We start from the raw sequence: 17,509 nt of genomic DNA on the forward strand, positions 1-17,509 counted from the left end.
ATCAATTCCTTGAACGACATCCGACGGGCAGGCTTTTCATGCCGCCGGACAAAGCAGGCATAATACCGCGCCTTTACCCGTCAACCGGTAGCCCCGTGAACCCAACGCCCGCTGTGAATACCTTGCGCCCCTCGGCTTGTCCGGGGTTGCTGCGTATTGTGCAGGCGTTGGACGGCGGCATTTGCCGAGTCAAATTGGCGGGCGGCGCGATCACTGCCGCCCAGGCCCACGCCGTGGCGGACGCGGCCCAGGCGTATGCGGGCGGGGTGATCGAGGCGACCAACCGCGCCAACCTGCAGATCCGCGGCATCGGCGCCGAGCAGGAGGCGTTGATCGCCCGGCTGCTGGCGGCGGGCCTGGGCCCTAGCAACGCGGGCGGTGACGACGTGCGCAACCTGATGCTCAGCCCCAGCGCCGGCATCGACCCGCAGATGTTGTTCGACACCCGCCCTCTGGCCGCGCAGATCCTCGCCACCCTGGAGAACCATCCGCGTTTCCATGAGCTGTCGGCCAAGTTCGCGGTGCAACTCGATGGCGGCGAAGACCTGGCGATGCTCGAGCATCACCACGACCTGTGGTTGTCGGCCTTCATACGCCATGGCGAAACCCTGCTCGCGTTTGGCCTGGCCGGCTGTCCGGGCCTGGATGCGCCCCTGGCCGCCGTGCCATTGGGCCAAGGCCTTGAGTTGGTAGTGGCAGTGCTGGAAGCCTTTCTGGACCTCGCCACCCCAGAGCAAACGCGCATGCGCCATTTGCCGGTGGATAACGTGCTGAACCATTTGCGCTTGCCGTTGCTGCCAGCCGACGGCTTCACACGCCCGCCCAGCGACGCGTCGCTCCAGGTGGGCACTTATCCACAAGTGCAAAAGAATCAGTTCTACGTCGCCGCCCTCGCGCCCTTGGGCCGCCTGGCCCCGGCAATGCTCAAGGGCGCCGCACAACTGGCCAGTGACTATGGGGACGGCACCTTGCGCTTCACCCCTTGGCAAGGCGTGCTGGTGCCCAACGTCGAAAAGCCTCACGCCGTGACCGAGCGCCTGGCGCAACTGGGCTTTATCTGCTCGCTCGGCCACCCGCTGGCGCGCATGATTGCCTGCACCGGTTCCAGCGGCTGCGCAAAAGGCCTGGCCGACACCAAGGCCGACGCCGTGCAACTGGCCGCTCTGCAACCGGGCGTTGAGGTGCATCTGTCCGGCTGTCCGCGCTCCTGCGCTGCCGCGCACACCGCGCCAGTCACCTTGCTGGCGGTGAGCCCCGGCCACTACGACCTCTATTTTCGCGATGCAGCCCAGCCTGGTTTTGGCCGGCTGCACGCGCGCACTCTTTCCATTGAAGCGGCGGGCGCCCTGTTGCGCGCTCGTCCACGGAGCAACACCGATGATTGATTACATCCGCGACGGTCAGGAGATCTATCGCAACTCCTTCGCCATTATTCGCGCGGAAGCCAAGTTGGACCGCATCCCGGCTGATTTGGAAAAACTCGCGGTGCGGGTGATTCATGCGTGCGGCATGGTCGAAGCCATCGACGGCCTGCAATTCTCCGAAGGGGCCGGCAAGGCCGGGCGTGACGCGTTGGCCGCTGGCGCGCCGATTCTGTGCGATGCGCGGATGGTCTCCGAAGGCGTGACCCGCGCACGCCTGCCAGCCAATAACCCAGTGATCTGCACCCTGCGCGACGACAGCGTGCCGGAGCTGGCGCGGGAGTTGGGCAACACCCGTTCGGCCGCCGCCCTTGAACTGTGGCGCCCGCACCTGGAAGGCAGTGTGGTGGTGATCGGCAACGCGCCGACCGCGTTGTTCTATCTGTTGGAAATGCTCGACGCCGGCGCGCCGAAACCGGCGTTGATCCTGGGTTTCCCGGTGGGCTTTGTCGGCGCCGCCGAATCCAAGGCCATGCTCGCCGCTGACAGCCGTGGGGTGCCGTACGTGATCATGCAAGGTCGCCTGGGCGGCAGCGCCATGGCTGCTGCCGCCGTCAATGCCCTGGCCACGGAGGTCGAATAATGCAGGTGCGCGGACGTTTGCTTGGCCTGGGCGTAGGCCCCGGCGACCCGGAACTGATCACCGTCAAGGCTCTGCGCTTGCTGCGCGAATCGCCGGTGGTGGCGTACTTCGTGGCCAAGGGCAAGAAGGGCAACGCCTTCGGCATCATCGAGGACCACCTGGTGCCACAACAGACCCTGATGCCGCTGGTGTACCCGGTGACCACCGAAGTGCTGCCCGCGCCGCTGTCCTACGAGCAAGTGATCAGCGACTTCTACGACAACGCCAGCCTCGACGTGGCCGCGCACCTGGACGCGGGCCGCGACGTGGCGGTGATCTGCGAAGGTGACCCGTTTTTCTACGGCTCCTACATGTACCTGCATGACCGCCTGGCCGAGCGCTACGACGCCGAGGTGATTCCAGGCGTGTGCTCGATGCTCGGTGGTGCCTCGGTACTCGGCGCGCCGTTGGTGTATCGCAACCAGAGCTTGTCGGTGCTTTCGGGCGTATTGCCCCACGACGAACTCAAGCGTCGCTTGGCCGATGCCGATGCCGCCGTGGTCATGAAGCTGGGGCGCAACTTTCCGAAAGTGCGCCAGGTGCTGGAAGAACTGGGTCTGGCCGAGCGGGCGCTGTATGTGGAGCGCGCGACCATGGCCAACCAGAAGATTGTGCCGCTGGACCAGGTGGACCCGGCGTCTTCGCCGTACTTCTCACTGATCATCGTGCCCGGTGAACGGTGGCAAGGTTGATGACCCCGGCGATTGTGATTCTGGGCCAGGGCAGCCTGGCGACTGCGCGCAAGCTCCAGCAGGTTTACCCCGGCGCGTTGATCCACGGTTTGGCCACACGGGTTGAAGGTGCAGACCGTACCTACAGCGAATTCGGCGCGACCTTGCGTCAGCTCTATCAGCAGGGCACACCACTGATTGCCCTGTGTGCTGCGGGCATTGTGATCCGCACCCTGGCGCCGTTGCTGCTGGAAAAGGGCGAAGAGCCCGCCGTGCTGGCCGTGGCTGAAGACGGCAGCGCCGTGGTGCCATTGCTCGGTGGCCTGGGTGGCGTGAACCTGATGGCGCGCGACATTGCCGCAGCGCTCGGCGTGCCTGCCGCCATCACCACCAGCGGCGAGTTGCGCTTTGGCACCTGCCTGCTCAACCCACCAGCGGGCTATCAATTGGCCGATATCGAGTTGGGCAAACGCTTTGTCTCCGACCTTCTGGCCGGCGAAAGCGTGCGTATCGAAGGCACGGCGCCATGGCTGGAGGACGCTAACCTGCCTCAGGATCAACAAGCGCGCCTGGCGATTCATGTAGGCAGTGCCGAGCGCACACCGACAGCCAACGAGTTGCTGATTTACCCGCAGAATGTCTACGTTACCTGCCGGCCGGGTGCGCAGTTGGCCGAGCGTGTGCGCACGGCGTTGCAGAAGGCGGGCGTGGCCGTGCAATCTCTGGCCTGCCTGCTGGCCAGCGACCTGCAGATGGCTGACGCGTCCTTGCATGAGGCCGCGTCGGCCTTGGGTGTACCGTTGCGCTTTGCCGCGCTGACACCCGTTGCGGACATCAGTATTACCGTGGCCGAGCAGCCCTTGGACCTGTCACAGGTTGGGCGCCCTCGCGGGCGTCTGGCGGTGATCGGCCTGGGCCCCGGTGCCGCTGAACTGATGGTTCCGGCGGTGAAGGCGGAACTGGCGCGTTGCACCGATGTGCTGGGCTATGAAACCTACGTGCGCATGGCCGGGCCGTTCCGTGACGATCAAGTGCAACACTGCACCGACAACCGCGAAGAAATGCAGCGCGCCCGCCACGCCTTCGAGCTAGCTGCGCAAGGCCGCTCGGTGGTGGTGGTGTCCTCTGGTGACCCGGGTGTATTCGCCATGGCCGCGGCGGTGATCGAGGCGCTGCACGAGTCCAGCGAGCCGGCCTGGCATCAGGTCGACCTGGAAATCCTGCCAGGGGTCTCCGCCTCGCTGGCCACCGCCGCCCAGGCAGGCGCGCCGCTTGGGCATGACTTCTGTGTGATGTCGCTGTCGGATAACCTCAAGCCTTGGTCGATCATCGAAAAACGCCTGGACCTGGCTGCCCAGGCCGACCTGGCCTTGGCGTTCTACAACCCGATCTCGCGGTCGCGGCCTTGGCAACTGGGGCGCGCCCTGGAGATCGTCGCGCTGCATCGCACGCCGCAGACGCCGGTAGTGCTGGGCCGTGACATCGGCCGTCCAGGCCAGACGCTGCGCGTCACTACCTTGGGGCAACTGACGCCCGAGCAGGTGGACATGCGCACCATGGTGCTGATCGGTTCATCCACCACCTGTGTGTTCCCGCGCGCGGGTGGCGGCGAGTGGGTTTACACACCACGTTGGTATGGCGATAAACCCAACTCCTGAAAACAGCCCCGTTGGCTGCCGGAAAGCTCCGAATAACCCAGGGATTCCCCTGGCGTTGTTCGGAGCTTTTTCTTTTTTATGCGATGAAAACCGCACGCCTGCCCGCTGCGCCTTGTCATTGCTGGACGCTGGTTTTGGGCGGGGCAGGCCAAGGGATGTTTGTCGCATGGAAACCCCGCCGCTCCCTGGACTAGTGTGGAAGCAAGCCCCATGTGGGGTGCTTGTGGAGAACAGAAAATGGAGCGACGTCACAAAAGGATCAACAGCAAAAAAAGGCGCAAGTTGATTGCCGCCTACAAGTTGCCGGGCGCACCTGCCAGGCAGGCCACGGCAGTGTTGGATAGCGAGGATGATTGCAATGCGGCCGTGGTCAACAACGGCGTGATTTCGTTTGCCGAAGGCTTGTCGGCGTTGAATCGGGAATACGTGCGCAAAAGCTATCTGCTGGCCAGCAGTTATGTGAGCGATGTGCTGAACGTCCAGCGAGGCAGCGAGGCGTGGTACGAGGAATTTATCAAGGTGATGGTCAGCCTGGGGTGGCTGCCGCTGCGCAGTCGCTTTGAGCGAGTCTCGCGTGCGGGCAAGGGCCTGACGGTGCAACTGGCGGCGCTGAGTATCATCGCCTCGATGCTGACGTCTACCGCGCTGTCCGGGCCATTGCTCAGCGCATTGCCAAAGCTGGCCGCCGATGCGCTGGACGCTCTGAAGCGCCAGCCAGCGTCTTTCGAGCTGTTCAAGCGCAATTGCGCGGTGCGTGAAGGCGGCGATTTCGGCCTGGCCTCCTGCGCTGAAACAGACGGCGAGTTGATCATGGTGCTGGTGACTTACAGCACCCATGGTGTGGATAAACAGGTGGGCCTGCCCTTTCTGGAGTGGGACAGCTCCTCGTTCGAGGCCTTCAGCGGGCAGACTTGCCTGGTGCTCAATACCTCGATGGTCAACGAGAAAACCATCCAACTGATGCGCGAAAGCGCCGGTGACAAAGTGGAAATGGCTATCGCCAAATACCGGATCTAGGGCACCAGGTAGCCGCGTACCCCGGTAAAAATGATTTGCGCGGCCAGGGCGCAGACGAACAGGCCCATCAACCGGCTGACAATCTGCAAGCCCTGGTCGCCGAGAATGCGTTCGATACGGTTGGACAGGTACAGCACCACGCCCACCGTCAGGCTGGCCAGGGCAATACTGAGGATGGCGGTGAGCTTGTCGTCCCAGTGCGGTTGGCTGACGCCCATCACCAGCAAGGCGCCAATGGTGCCGGGGCCGACGGTGAGGGGGATGGTCAGCGGCACGATGGTCACGTCCTGCTGCACGTTGTCGGTCTGCACCGCCGACTTGCCCTGGGCCATGCCTAATGCGGAGATAAACAACACGCTGCCGGCGCCGATACGGAACGCGTCGACGGTAATGCCGAACACACTGAAAATCACCCGTCCAAACAGGTAGAGCAGCACGCTCGATACCAGGGTGGCCAGTGCAACTTTCCACGCCAGGCGCCGACGCTCCTTGCTGGAATAGCCACGGGTCAGGCTGATAAAGCAGGACAGCACAAAGAACGGGCTGTAGAGCACCAGCATCTTCAGGTAAACGCTGAACAACACATGGAGCATGTGGGGCGGCTCGCGGGCGGGGAAAGTGTGGAGGAGTCTATCCGACACAGATCAAATGTGGGAGCTGGCTGATCGTTCCCACGCTCTGCTGATCGTTCCCACGCTCTGCGTGGGAATGCATCCAGTGACGCTCTGCGTCGCGTTCAAGCAGGACGCGGAGCGTCCCGGGCGGCGTTCCCACGCGGAGCGTGGGAACGATGATCAGGAAAGGGTGCTGTGCTCAGGGCGCTCTTGGCGCTGCGCCACCCAGTAGTCCACCAGCTCGCGCAGTTGCGACAGTTCCACCGGCTTGGCCATATGCCCGTCCATGCCCGCCTGGCGTGCGCGTTCTTTGTGTTCCGACAGGATATGCGCGGTAAGCGCCACCACCGGCGTGCGCACGCGTTGATGGCTGATTTCCCACGCCCGCAGTTGCTGCGTGGCGGAGAAACCATCGAGGATCGGCATCTCACAGTCCATCAATACCAGGTCATAACGCTGGGCTTTCATTGCCTGCAGCGCTTCTTCGCCGTTGCTGGCGGTGTCCGGGTTGAGGTTGAGCTTGCCGAGCATGCCGCGAATCACTTTGGTGGAGATACTGTTGTCTTCGGCTACCAGGATGCGGAAATCGCTGGGCACGGTAATGGTTGCCGGTGCGCTGGGGGCCGGGCGTGCAACGAGGGCGCCTTTGCTGCGCTGGGTCAGCTCATCGGCCAAGGTGGTCTTGAGGGTATAACCCGCCACTGGCTTGGCGAGAATGCGTTTGATCCCACAGTTGCGCGCAATGATCTTGCTCGGCGCGTTACTGATGCCGGTGAGCATGATCAGCAGTATGTCGTGGTTCAGGCTCGGATCTTCCTTGATCTTCGCCGCCAGTTGCATGCCGGTCATGCCGGGCATGTTCTGGTCCAGCAGCACCACGTCAAAGTAATCACGCAGGTGCGCCTTGGTACGCAGCAGCGCCAGGGCCTCCTTGCCCGAAGGCGCGGCGCTGACGTTCAGGCCCCAGGCCGTGCACTGCTGCACCAGCACTTTGCGGCAGGTGTCGTTATCGTCCACCACCAGTACGCGGGCGTCCTTGAGCGGGCCGTCGAGGTCGCTGGTCGGATGCTCCAGGCGCTCCGGGTCCAGGGGCAGGGTCAGCCACAGGGTGCTGCCCTGGTGACTGCCGCTTTTGATGCCGAACTCGCCGTTCATCAACAGGATCAATTGGCGGGCAATGACCAGGCCCAGGTGGCCGCTCAAACGCGTCGCCGAGAGGAAGTTCTTGCTGTGCAGTTCGCTGTGCAGCAGGGCGTCGCGTTCGGCGGCTTCCATGGGCACGCCGCTGTCTTGCACGGCAATGCGCAGGCGTGGCTTGGGGCTGCGCTCATCCAGGGCGACGACGATCAGCACTTCGCCTTCATCGGTTTTGTGCAGGGCGTTTTCCAAAAGGCTCAGCAGCGCCTGGCGCAGCCGCGTCGGATCACCGCTGATCACCCGTGGCACCTGAGGCTGGATAAAGCTGATCAGCTCGACATTCTGCTGCTCGGCCTTGGCGCGGAAGATGCTCAGGCAGTCGTCGATCAATGCATTGAGGTCGAACTGCACATCATCGAGTTCGATCTGACCGGATTCGAGCTTGGAAATGTCGAGAATTTCGTTGATCAGGGTGAGCAACTCATTACCGGCGCTGTGGATGGTCTGCACATAGTCGCGTTGCTTCACCGACAATGGCGTGCCCAGCAGTAACTCGGTCATGCCCAGCACACCGTTCATGGGCGTGCGGATTTCGTGGCTGATCTTCGCCAGGAACTCGGCCTTGGCGGCGATTTCGGCGTTGCTGGCCGCCAGGTCGCGGCTCAGGCTGAAGCGGGTTTCGACAATGGCGCGCTGGCGCTCGCCGAGGGCCAGGCTCATCAGCAGGCCGCTGAGGCAGATAAAGCTCAGCAGGGTGACGATCAGGCCTTGTGGCGCCACCAGGGTGAGGCCGAGCAGGGCGGGCAGGATGATCAGCGTGCCGATGTTGAACACCACCATGGCCGCCACGAACAAGCGCGCCGGGCGGTAGCCTTTTTGCCAATGATAGGCCGAGACGAACAGCATGCTCAGGCCCGCCAGCGCGACCAGGGCATAGGTGATGATGTTCAGCGGCAAGGTGTTGACGAACAACAACAGCAAGCCGCACAGGACGATCAGCAGGATGTCCGCCATCAACACTTTGTTCAGCGGATGCGGGCCCAGTGGCATGAAAAAGCGGTAGGCAAACATCAACCCGCAGGGTGCGGTCAGCAGTAGGGCCAGGTAGGCGCCAGGGGTCTGGATCGCGTGCCAGTTCGGCAGCCACGGCCCCACCAGGTTGAGCAGTAGCGCCAGGCTGAGCATCAACAGGAATTCGCACGCGGCCAGCCACAGGCTACTGCGCGAGCGGTGGTAGGCGAAGCGCGTGAGGTTGTGCAGGATCAGCATCGACAGCACGCCGAACAGCAGACCGTAGATCAATGTCTGGTTCTGGTTGGCAGCGGCCAGCACCGCCGGTTCCAGGGTGATGTAAGGGCGCAGTTCGTGCTCCGAGACCAGGCGCAAATACACCTCCAGGGGCCGCGGGCTCTGGGGCATCGGTAACATGAAGTCACTGCTGGGCAACGGGCGCTCAGCCTGGGGTTGGCGAGTGCCGGTGATTTGCTGCTCCACCAGGGTGTCGCCGTCCAGCACGTACAGGCTCAGGCTGGACAGGTCCGGGGCAAACACCCGCAGCACTTGTTCGTGCTTGCCGGGTTGCAGTCTGAAGCGCACCCACAACGCACCGTCCGGCTGCGCGGCAGTGATCCGGTCCAGTTCGATGGGGCTGAATTGATTGGTATAGCGGGCGGAACGGATGTCGCTCAGTTGCAGGTCGGCCTGTTCATCAAGCAATACCGCCCAGCCACTGCCTTGTGCGGCGGCCTGGGCCGGTAGCAAGCAGAGCAGGGTCAGTAGACTGATTGTGAAACCTATGGCGATCCTGAGCCAGCGCACGGCGAAATCCCTTCGGTAGGTGAATGCACGGGTTAACTATGCGCGGGGCGACAGGGTACGGCAAGGGCCAAAGGCCCTTACCTAACCGAACGGATAGCTACTGCAAGTGTAGCTGCTCAGTTGTTCTCACCACGTTCGCGGGCAATGGCACGGTAGCCAATGTCGGTGCGGTAGAAGCAGCCTTTCCAGTCGATTTTCGCCGCCAGTTTGTAGGCCTGTTGTTGCGCGGCATCGACACTGGCACCCATCGCGGTTGCGCACAATACGCGGCCACCGGCGGTTACAACTTTGCCGTCCTTGAGCGCGGTGCCCGCATGGAACACCTTGCCTTCCAGCGCAGCGGCGGCGTCGAGGCCTTCGATCACATCGCCCTTGGCGTAGTCGGCAGGGTAGCCACCGGCCGCCAGTACAATGCCGACGCTCGGGCGTGGGTCCCACTGCGCTTCGACCTTGTCCAGGGCCTGGGCGAGGGCGGCTTCCACCAGCAGCACCAGGCTCGATTGCAGGCGCAGCATCACCGGTTGGGTTTCCGGATCGCCGAAGCGGCAGTTGAACTCGATGACTTTGGGGTTACCTGCTTTGTCGATCATCAGGCCGGCATAGAGGAAACCGGTGTATACGTTGCCTTCATCCGCCATGCCGCGAACGGTTGGCCAGATCACCAGGTCCATGACGCGCTGGTGCACGTCGGCGGTTACGACGGGTGCCGGGGAGTAGGCACCCATGCCGCCGGTGTTCGGGCCGCTGTCGCCGTTGCCGACGCGCTTGTGGTCCTGGCTGGTGGCCATCGGCAATACGTTCTTGCCGTCGACCATCACGATAAAGCTGGCTTCTTCGCCATCGAGGAATTCCTCGATGACCACCCGCGAGCCGGCGTCACCAAAGGCATTGCCGGCGAGCATGTCGCGCACGGCGTCTTCGGCTTCCTGCAGGGTCATGGCGACTATCACGCCTTTACCGGCAGCCAGGCCATCGGCCTTGATCACGATCGGTGCACCTTTCTCACGCAGGTAAGCCAGGGCCGGCTCGATCTCGGTGAAGTTCTGGTAGTCGGCCGTGGGGATCTTGTGGCGAGCCAGGAAGTCCTTGGTGAAGGCTTTCGAGCCTTCCAGCTGGGCGGCGCCCGCGGTAGGCCCGAAGCAGTCCAGGCCACGGCTGCGAAACAGATCGACGACGCCTGCCACCAGTGGCACTTCCGGGCCGACGATGGTCAAGGAAACATTCTTCTCGGCAAAATCTGCCAACTGCTCCAGGGCCAGCACGTCGATGGCGACGTTTTCGCACTTGGCTTCGATGGCGGTGCCGGCGTTGCCGGGGGCCACGAAGACTTTCTGCACGCGTGGGTCCTGGGCTACTTTCCAGGCCAGGGCGTGTTCACGGCCACCGCTGCCAATGATCAAAACATTCATTTCAAAAACCTCGTTAGGATGATCGTTCCCACGCTCTGCGTGGGAATGCCTCTACGGACGCTCTGCGTCCGAGGGACGCGGAGCGTCCCTGGCTGCGTTCCCACGCGGAGCGTGGGAACGATCAATCAGTGGCGGAAGTGGCGCATGCCGGTGAAGACCATCGCAATGCCAGCTTCATCAGCGGCGGCGATGACTTCTGCATCACGCATCGAACCGCCCGGTTGGATCACGGCGGTCACGCCGGCTTTTGCAGCGTTGTCCAGGCCGTCACGGAACGGGAAGAATGCATCGGAAGCCATCACCGAACCCACCACCTGCAAACCGGCGTGCTCAGCCTTGATCGCGGCGATACGCGCCGAGTTCACGCGGCTCATCTGACCAGCGCCGACACCGATGGTCTGGCGGTTCTTGGCGTAGACGATGGCGTTGGACTTGACGTATTTGGCCACTTTCCAGGCGAAGATCAGGTCGTTGATCTCTTGCTCGGTCGGTGCGCGCTTGGTCACGACTTTCAGGTCCTGGCTGCCGATCATGCCGATGTCGCGGCTCTGTATCAGCAGGCCGCCATTGACGCGTTTGTAGTCCCAGGCTGCTGCACGGTCTGCCGACCACTCGCCACAGGCCAGCAGGCGCACGTTGGCTTTGGCGGCGACGATGGCGCGGGCTTCTTCGCTGACGCTTGGGGCGATGATGACTTCGACGAACTGGCGCTCGACGATGGCCTTGGCGGTCTCGGCATCCAGTTCGCGGTTGAAGGCAATGATGCCGCCGAATGCGGATTCGGTGTCGGTGGCGTAGGCCAGTTCGTACGCCTGGCGGATACCGCCTTCAGCGTCCGGGCTGACGGCCACGCCGCACGGGTTGGCGTGCTTGACGATCACGCAGGCCGGTTTGACGAAGCTCTTCACGCATTCCAGCGCGGCATCGGTATCGGCCACGTTGTTGTAGGAAAGTTCTTTGCCTTGCAGTTGGGTCGCGGTGGCAATGCCCACTTCGGCAGGCTTGGCTTCCACGTAGAACGCCGCGCTCTGGTGCGGGTTCTCGCCGTAGCGCATTTCCTGGGCCTTGATGAACTGGCTGTTGAAGGTGCGCGGGAACTGGCTGCGGCCTTCGGTGCTGAGGGTGTCAGCCGCCTGGTTCACGGTGCCCATGTAGTTGGCGATCATGCCGTCGTAGGCGGCGGTGTGTTCGAACGCCTTGAGCATCAGGTCGAAGCGCTGGGCGTAGGTCAGGCCACCGGCCTTGAGGTTTTCCAGGACGTTGGCGTAGTCACTGGCGTTGACCACGATGGCCACGTCTTTATGGTTCTTGGCCGCCGAGCGCACCATGGTCGGGCCGCCGATATCGATGTTTTCGATGGCGGTCGGCAGATCGCAGCCTGGCTTGTTGATGGTGGCTTCGAACGGGTACAGGTTGACGGCCACCAGGTCGATCGGCTTGATGCCGTGCTCGGTCATGATGGCGTCGTCGATGCCGCGACGGCCAAGGATGCCGCCGTGGATTTTCGGGTGCAGGGTCTTGACGCGACCGTCCATCATTTCTGCGAAACCGGTGTAGTCCGCGACTTCCACTGCGGCCACGCCGTTGTCCTGCAGTAGTTTGAAGGTCCCGCCCGTGGAGAGGATTTCCACACCCAGGGCTTCCAGCTCCCGGGCAAATTCAAGGATCCCGGTCTTGTCGGAAACACTGATCAAGGCACGGCGGATCGGCAGGCGGGTGGTCTGGTCGGTCATCTCAATTTCCATCAAAAGCAAAGGAAGTCAGCAAAAAAGGCGACCGGTTTTACGCGGGCGCCTTTCTGGTTTGATTGAATGCTTACAGCAAATCGTACTGCTTGAGCTTTTTGCGCAAGGTGCCACGGTTGAGGCCCAGCAGCTCACTGGCTTTGGTCTGGTTGCCCTTGACGTAGTTCATCACGCTTTCGAGCAAGGGCGCCTCGACTTCGGAGAGCACCAGGTTGTACACATCCGTGACGGAAGCGCCCTCAAGGTGGGCGAAATAATTGTGCAGCGCCTTCTCGACACTCCCGCGAAGGGTCTGGCCTTCTTCGCTGGGCGTGTTGAGGTGCTGTTTCAAATTGACGTTGTCGCTCACGGGTGTTGTTCCACTCACTAAAGTCTCGGTCATCATCGTCATGCGGCCACCCCTTCTCCATCCCCTGTTCCCAGGCTCTTGTCGCGTCCGGCGAAGAACTCACGAACGGTGGCGACCTGTGCCTGCGTTTCATCCAAACGATTGAACTGAGCGCGGAATTCCTTGGCGCCCGGCAAGGTGGCGAGATACCAGCCGACATGCTTGCGAGCAATGCGTACTCCCATCACGTCCCCATAGAAGGCGTGCAGGGCGGTCAGATGCTCTAGCAGAATACGTTCCACCTCGACCAACTCTGGTGCCGGCAAGACTTCACCAGTACGCAGGAAATGCTCGATTTCACGAAAAATCCACGGCCGCCCCTGGGCGGCCCGGCCAATCAACAAGCCATCGGCACCGGTCGCGTGCAGCACGCGCCGGGCTTTCTCGGCACTGTCGATGTCGCCATTGGCAAAGACGGGCATCGACACGGCCTGCTTGATCGCGGCAATGGTGTCGTACTCGGCTTCACCGGTGTAAAGGTCGGCGCGGGTACGGCCATGCACCGCCAGCGCTGTAATTCCTGCCTGTTCAGCGATCTTCGCCACCGTCAGGCCATTCTTGTTGTCCCGGTCCCAACCGGTACGAATCTTCAGGGTCACCGGTACATCCACTGCGCCAACAACGGCCTGCAGGATCTCGGCGACCAACTGCTCATCTTTCAACAGCGCGGAACCGGCGGCCTTGTTGCAGACCTTTTTGGCCGGGCAGCCCATGTTGATATCGATGATCTGTGCACCCAGCTCCACATTGGCCCGGGCTGCATCCGCCAGCATCTGCGCATCGCCACCGGCGATCTGCACCGAGCGTGGCTCGGGATCACCTTCGTGGATCATGCGCATCCGCGACTTGCGGGTGTTCCACAAACTCATGTCGCTGGTAACCATTTCAGAGACTACTAGACCCGCGCCCAAACGCTTGCACAGCTGACGAAAGGGCTGGTCGGTGACACCCGCCATCGGGGCGAGGATCAAGCCGTTCTGCAATGTGTATGGGCCGATGCGTACCGCCGACATAGGACTTCCCTGTTGTGGGGCCGGATCATTAGAGTTCGAAAAAGGGTTGGCATGATACCCGCTCTCGATGACTGGTTAAAGGCTGAATTGGATAAAATCTGAACAGTTACTTTTTTATCGCCATCGGTTTGGTCGACGGCGGCCAAGTCAATAATCCGCCGTCAAACCTCGGTGGGCACGCCGTTTTACTCGGGCGAATGGAAGCTCAGGCTGTAGTTCACGGCTCTATTGCCCGGATCAAGAATGTCCAGGGAGATGTGGATAGGCGTTTGCGAGGGCATTTCGCTCACGCCGGCCAACTCGCCGCTGAGGTATTCGGCGGGCTTGAAGCGACGACTGGCAATCAGGCTGCCGTTCAAGTCCGCAAAGCGCAGCTCCAGCAGCGGGAAGGGCTGGGAGAAGGTCGCGCGGTTATAGAGGATGGCATCCACCACCAGTGCCCCGGCGAACTCGGGGTGGCTGCGCACCACCAGGTTGCTGCTCTTTATGTGGGTAATGTCGACCCGCGATGGCACGGTGCACCCCAGTTTCGGGCATAGCGTCTGGAACCAGGGACGGTAGGCGTCCTGGCGGGCCAGGTCGTCGAACTGGTAGGCGATGTATTGGCCGGCCAGACCTGCGGCGGCGAATACTACCAACAGTATCCAGACCAGACGGCGGCCCCAGCCTGACGGACGCTTCTGCGCATACAGGTGCAGGGGGTCGTCTTCCAGGTCCTGGAGTAACTCGTCGTGTACACCAGCCTCCGTTCGCGGGCGCTTGCGGCGCGCGAACGCGCGGTCTTCGGGTTCAGGTTCATCGTGCTCGTCGCGAGTGGGTGTCAGCGGCGGGTCGAGGTCGTCATCCACGGTAGTGGCGTGCAGAGCTGGTTCGTCATCGAGTTCGTCGACGTGGGCGGACATGGACGGTTCGGTGCGCTGTTTGGACGCAGGTGCCTTAACCGGCTCGGGCTCTTCTTCTGGTGCCTGGGCGCGCTCTTCGGGTGGCTCACTGAACAGGCTGGCCGCCCATTTTTCTTCCTCGGCCTTGACCGTGTCGCGGCTGGCACTGAAGGACTCTTCCTTTTGCCGACGGTCGGCGCCTGGCTGGCGACGTTCTGCGCCCACTGCCTGGGTGTGCTGGATCTCGCGACGTTCCAGCCTGGCCAGTTCCTTGTCCAGGTTATCCAGGTCCAGCTCTTCGGCCGTCCACTGCTTCTGGCTGATGGCCCGCGGTGGCTCGGGAGACGTTTCGACAGTCGGTTCGGCGGCCGGCTCGGCGGTGGTCGGCACTTCAGACTCCGGCGCAGACGCCTGGGCCCGTTGCTCCAGCAACTGGCGAGCGGCGTTGAACACTTGCAGGCACGAGCCGCAACGCACCACGCCGCGGGCAACGCTCAACTGAGCGTGGTTGACGCGAAAACGCGATTGGCAATGTGGGCACTGGGTGACGAAACTGTCGGTCATGCGGTCATCCGATTCAGGCAAGCGCTCATTCTAGCGCCGACGACCGCTAATGCGTACCCAGCCATCACGGTTGGCGATCGGGTCCAGCTCGAAGTCCTTGGCGTAGGCCGCAGCCACGTCTTCACCTTGCTCGGCCAGGATGCCCGAGAGCGCCAGGCGCCCGCCCGGCTTGACCAGGCTCGACAGTTGCGGCGCCAGCGACACCAGTGGCCCGGCGAGGATATTGGCGACCAGTACGTCGGCCTGAACCTGGGGAAGGTCCTCAGGCAGGTAGAGTGGGAATTTGCCTTCGGCAATGTTGTTGCGCCCAGCGTTATCGCGGGAGGCTTCCAGGGCCTGCACGTCGATATCGGTGCCCACGGCCTCCTTGGCGCCCAGCAGCAGGGCGGCGATTGCCAAAATCCCCGAGCCGCAGCCGAAGTCCAGTACGTTGCTGTCGGTCAGGTCCTGGCCGTCCAGCCATTCCAGGCACAGGGCGGTGGTCGGGTGCGTGCCGGTACCGAACGCAAGGCCCGGGTCCAGCAGCAGGTTGACGGCGTCTGGCTCGGGAGCGGCGTGCCAGCTTGGCACGATCCACAGGCGCTGGCCGAAGCGCATGGGCTGGAAGTTATCCATCCAGCTGCGTTCCCAGTCCTGGTCTTCGATGACTTCGCTGTGATGCTCGGGCAGCGGGCTGCCGGTGAGCAGTTCCATATGGGCCAGCACGGCAGCGGCGTCGGTGCCGTCCTCGAACAGGGCCAGCAAGTGGGTGTGGGACCACAGCGGCGTGGTGTTGAGTTCCGGCTCGAAAATCGGCTGGTCTTCGGCGTCCATGAAGGTCACCGACACGGCACCCACTTCGAGGAACGCGTCTTCGTAGGTTTCGGCTTGTTCTGGGCTGATGGCGAGACGGACTTGCAGCCAAGGCATGGCGGGCACCTTTGAAAAAATGAATGTGCGGCGGGCAGGCCGCGAAAGCGCGCAAGTTTACGCGAGAGCAAGCCAGAAGACGACTGCGCCGACGATCGTTCCCACGCTCGGCGTGGGAATGCCGCCTCGGACGCTCCGCGTCCGTTGTTAAGGCGTGGCGCGGAGCGCCACAAGAGGCGTTCCCACGCCGAGAGTGGGAACGATCAGGGGCCGGTGGCCCATAAACAACAAAACCGCCCGAAGGCGGCTTTGTTGGGTGGAGCACTTACTGGTTGGCCAGCTTGTGTTCCAGGTAGTGAATGTTCACACCACCTTCGCAGAAGCCTTCATCACGAACCAGATCCCGATGCAGCGGGATGTTGGTCTTGATGCCGTCGACCACGATTTCGTCCAGGGCGTTGCGCATACGGGCCATGGCCTCGTCGCGAGTGGCACCCCAGGTGATCAGCTTGCCGATCAGCGAGTCGTAGTTGGACGGAACCTTGTAGCCGCTGTACAGGTGCGAATCCACACGTACGCCGTTGCCGCCGGGCGCGTGGAAATGCTTGACCAGGCCAGGGCTTGGGATAAAGGTTTTCGGGTCTTCGGCGTTGATGCGGCACTCCAGGGAGTGGCCGTGCATCTTCACGTCGTCCTGGGTGAAGGACAGCACGTTACCGGCGGCGATGCTCAGCATCTCCTTGACGATGTCGATACCGGTGACCATCTCCGATACCGGGTGCTCTACCTGCACACGAGTGTTCATCTCGATGAAGTAGAAACGGCCGTTCTCGTAGAGGAACTCGAAGGTGCCGGCACCACGGTAGTTGATATCGATGCAAGCCTTGACGCAGCGTGCCAGGACTTCCTGACGCGCCTTTTCATCCAGGCCCGGAGCCGGAGCTTCTTCCAGGACTTTCTGGTGGCGACGTTGCAGCGAGCAATCGCGGTCGCCCAGGTGGATAGCGTGGCCCTGGCCATCGGACAGTACCTGGACTTCCACGTGACGTGGGTTGGTCAGGTACTTCTCCAGGTAGACCATCGGGTTGCCGAACCAGGCGCCCGCTTCGGAGCGGGTCTGCTTGGCGGCTTCGATCAGGTCTTCTTCCTTGTGCACCACGCGCATGCCGCGACCACCACCGCCACCGGCGGCCTTGATGATCACCGGGTAGCCGACTTCGCGACCAATGCGCAGAGCGGTTTCCTCGTCTTCAGGCAGTGGGCCGTCGGAGCCTGGAACGGTTGGCACACCGGCCGCGATCATGGCGTCCTTGGCCGAGACCTTGTCGCCCATCAGGCGAATGGTTTCGGCTTTCGGGCCGATGAAGGCAAACCCCGATTTTTCCACTTGTTCGGCGAAGTCGGCGTTTTCCGCGAGGAAGCCGTAGCCCGGGTGGATGCCATCGGCGCCGGTCACTTCTGCCGCGGCGATGATATTCGAGACTTTCAGGTACGAGTTCGTGGCCAGTGGCGGGCCGATGCAGATGCTTTCGTCCGCCAGTTTCACGTGCATCAATTCGGTATCGGCCGTCGAGTAAACAGCGACGGTCTTGATGCCCTCTTCCTTACAGGCGCGCAGGATACGCAGCGCGATCTCGCCGCGGTTGGCGATCAGGACTTTTTGCAGTTTCTTCGCAGGTTTCAACATCGAAGGCGCTCCGCG

At 62.6% G+C, this 17,509-nt stretch carries 14 protein-coding genes; 5 read left to right on the forward strand and 9 right to left on the reverse strand.

From position 1 onward, the window contains the following. Positions 1–38 precede the first annotated feature (38 nt). The 5 genes from cobG (at position 39) to AC07S6_RS14495 (ending at position 5,389) form a co-directional block, all read left to right on the forward strand. The gene (cobG, locus tag AC07S6_RS14475; RefSeq protein WP_495112521.1) at positions 39–1,385 is read left to right on the forward strand and encodes a precorrin-3B synthase; all 1,347 of its coding nucleotides are present in this window, start codon (positions 39–41) and stop codon (positions 1,383–1,385) included. Continuing rightward, entirely contained in the window at positions 1,378–2,004 is a 627-nt protein-coding gene (locus AC07S6_RS14480; protein ID WP_197881164.1) for a precorrin-8X methylmutase, read from the forward strand. The genes cobG and AC07S6_RS14480 overlap by 8 nt, the downstream gene beginning before the upstream one ends. Beyond that, complete coding sequence (locus AC07S6_RS14485; RefSeq protein WP_197881162.1) at positions 2,004–2,735, forward strand: precorrin-2 C(20)-methyltransferase; 732 nt, start codon at positions 2,004–2,006, stop codon at positions 2,733–2,735. Before AC07S6_RS14480 ends, AC07S6_RS14485 begins: the two co-directional genes overlap by 1 nt. Then, on the forward strand, positions 2,735–4,372 hold the full coding sequence (gene cobJ, locus AC07S6_RS14490; RefSeq protein ID WP_197881160.1) for a precorrin-3B C(17)-methyltransferase: 1,638 nt from the start codon (positions 2,735–2,737) through the stop codon (positions 4,370–4,372). The genes AC07S6_RS14485 and cobJ overlap by 1 nt, the downstream gene beginning before the upstream one ends. 237 nt (positions 4,373–4,609) lie before the next feature. Further along, entirely contained in the window at positions 4,610–5,389 is a 780-nt protein-coding gene (locus AC07S6_RS14495) for a hypothetical protein (RefSeq protein WP_197881158.1), read from the forward strand. On the opposite strand, the gene AC07S6_RS14500 is transcribed toward AC07S6_RS14495, so the two are convergent. The 9 genes from AC07S6_RS14500 to accC all read right to left on the reverse strand — a co-directional run bounded on the left by AC07S6_RS14500 (position 5,386) and on the right by accC (position 17,494). Then, complete coding sequence (locus tag AC07S6_RS14500) at positions 5,386–5,982, reverse strand: MarC family protein (RefSeq protein ID WP_003171467.1); 597 nt, start codon at positions 5,980–5,982, stop codon at positions 5,386–5,388. The two genes, AC07S6_RS14495 and AC07S6_RS14500, sit on opposite strands and share 4 nt — an antisense overlap. 201 nt (positions 5,983–6,183) lie before the next feature. After that, positions 6,184–8,958 (reverse strand): hybrid sensor histidine kinase/response regulator, encoded by a 2,775-nt coding sequence (locus tag AC07S6_RS14505; protein WP_495112522.1) that lies wholly within the window; start codon positions 8,956–8,958, stop codon positions 6,184–6,186. 116 nt (positions 8,959–9,074) lie between these two features. After that, positions 9,075–10,367 carry a phosphoribosylamine--glycine ligase gene (gene purD / locus AC07S6_RS14510; protein ID WP_014716727.1) on the reverse strand — a complete coding sequence of 431 codons (1,293 nt, stop codon included), beginning with the start codon at positions 10,365–10,367 and terminating at the stop codon, positions 9,075–9,077. Positions 10,368–10,492: 125 nt separating this feature from the next. Continuing rightward, positions 10,493–12,100: a bifunctional phosphoribosylaminoimidazolecarboxamide formyltransferase/IMP cyclohydrolase gene (gene purH / locus AC07S6_RS14515; protein WP_127882089.1), complete on the reverse strand. Its 1,608-nt coding sequence runs from the start codon at positions 12,098–12,100 to the stop codon at positions 10,493–10,495. An 82-nt stretch (positions 12,101–12,182) separates the two neighbouring features. Beyond that, positions 12,183–12,503: a DNA-binding transcriptional regulator Fis gene (fis, locus tag AC07S6_RS14520; RefSeq protein ID WP_002555375.1), complete on the reverse strand. Its 321-nt coding sequence runs from the start codon at positions 12,501–12,503 to the stop codon at positions 12,183–12,185. Continuing rightward, positions 12,500–13,513: a tRNA dihydrouridine synthase DusB gene (dusB, locus tag AC07S6_RS14525; RefSeq protein ID WP_181124984.1), complete on the reverse strand. Its 1,014-nt coding sequence runs from the start codon at positions 13,511–13,513 to the stop codon at positions 12,500–12,502. The genes fis and dusB overlap by 4 nt, the downstream gene beginning before the upstream one ends. A 185-nt stretch (positions 13,514–13,698) precedes the next feature. After that, entirely contained in the window at positions 13,699–14,958 is a 1,260-nt protein-coding gene (locus AC07S6_RS14530; RefSeq protein WP_495112523.1) for a DUF3426 domain-containing protein, read from the reverse strand. A gap of 30 nt (positions 14,959–14,988) precedes the next feature. Next, positions 14,989–15,867 carry a 50S ribosomal protein L11 methyltransferase gene (gene prmA / locus AC07S6_RS14535; RefSeq protein WP_034126418.1) on the reverse strand — a complete coding sequence of 293 codons (879 nt, stop codon included), beginning with the start codon at positions 15,865–15,867 and terminating at the stop codon, positions 14,989–14,991. A 265-nt stretch (positions 15,868–16,132) separates the two neighbouring features. Next, positions 16,133–17,494, reverse strand: coding sequence for an acetyl-CoA carboxylase biotin carboxylase subunit (gene accC, locus AC07S6_RS14540; protein WP_003188188.1), 1,362 nt, complete (start codon positions 17,492–17,494; stop codon positions 16,133–16,135). Positions 17,495–17,509: the final 15 nt, after the last annotated feature.

Source organism: Pseudomonas sp. GW821-FHT07B01, from assembly GCF_059419065.1.

Bases quoted from the DNA above. Each gene is read 5' to 3' on its own strand.
- purH (WP_127882089.1), bottom strand. From the start codon at position 12,100: ATGACCGACCAGACCACCCGCCTGCCGATCCGCCGTGCCTTGATCAGT.
- AC07S6_RS14530 (WP_495112523.1), bottom strand. From the start codon at position 14,958: ATGACCGACAGTTTCGTCACCCAGTGCCCACATTGCCAATCGCGTTTT.
- prmA (WP_034126418.1), bottom strand. From the start codon at position 15,867: ATGCCTTGGCTGCAAGTCCGTCTCGCCATCAGCCCAGAACAAGCCGAA.
- fis (WP_002555375.1), bottom strand. From the start codon at position 12,503: ATGACGATGATGACCGAGACTTTAGTGAGTGGAACAACACCCGTGAGC.
- AC07S6_RS14480 (WP_197881164.1), top strand. From the start codon at position 1,378: ATGATTGATTACATCCGCGACGGTCAGGAGATCTATCGCAACTCCTTC.
- cobG (WP_495112521.1), top strand. From the start codon at position 39: ATGCCGCCGGACAAAGCAGGCATAATACCGCGCCTTTACCCGTCAACC.
- cobJ (WP_197881160.1), top strand. From the start codon at position 2,735: ATGACCCCGGCGATTGTGATTCTGGGCCAGGGCAGCCTGGCGACTGCG.
- purD (WP_014716727.1), bottom strand. From the start codon at position 10,367: ATGAATGTTTTGATCATTGGCAGCGGTGGCCGTGAACACGCCCTGGCC.
- AC07S6_RS14500 (WP_003171467.1), bottom strand. From the start codon at position 5,982: ATGCTCCATGTGTTGTTCAGCGTTTACCTGAAGATGCTGGTGCTCTAC.
- AC07S6_RS14495 (WP_197881158.1), top strand. From the start codon at position 4,610: ATGGAGCGACGTCACAAAAGGATCAACAGCAAAAAAAGGCGCAAGTTG.
- AC07S6_RS14485 (WP_197881162.1), top strand. From the start codon at position 2,004: ATGCAGGTGCGCGGACGTTTGCTTGGCCTGGGCGTAGGCCCCGGCGAC.
- dusB (WP_181124984.1), bottom strand. From the start codon at position 13,513: ATGTCGGCGGTACGCATCGGCCCATACACATTGCAGAACGGCTTGATC.
- accC (WP_003188188.1), bottom strand. From the start codon at position 17,494: ATGTTGAAACCTGCGAAGAAACTGCAAAAAGTCCTGATCGCCAACCGC.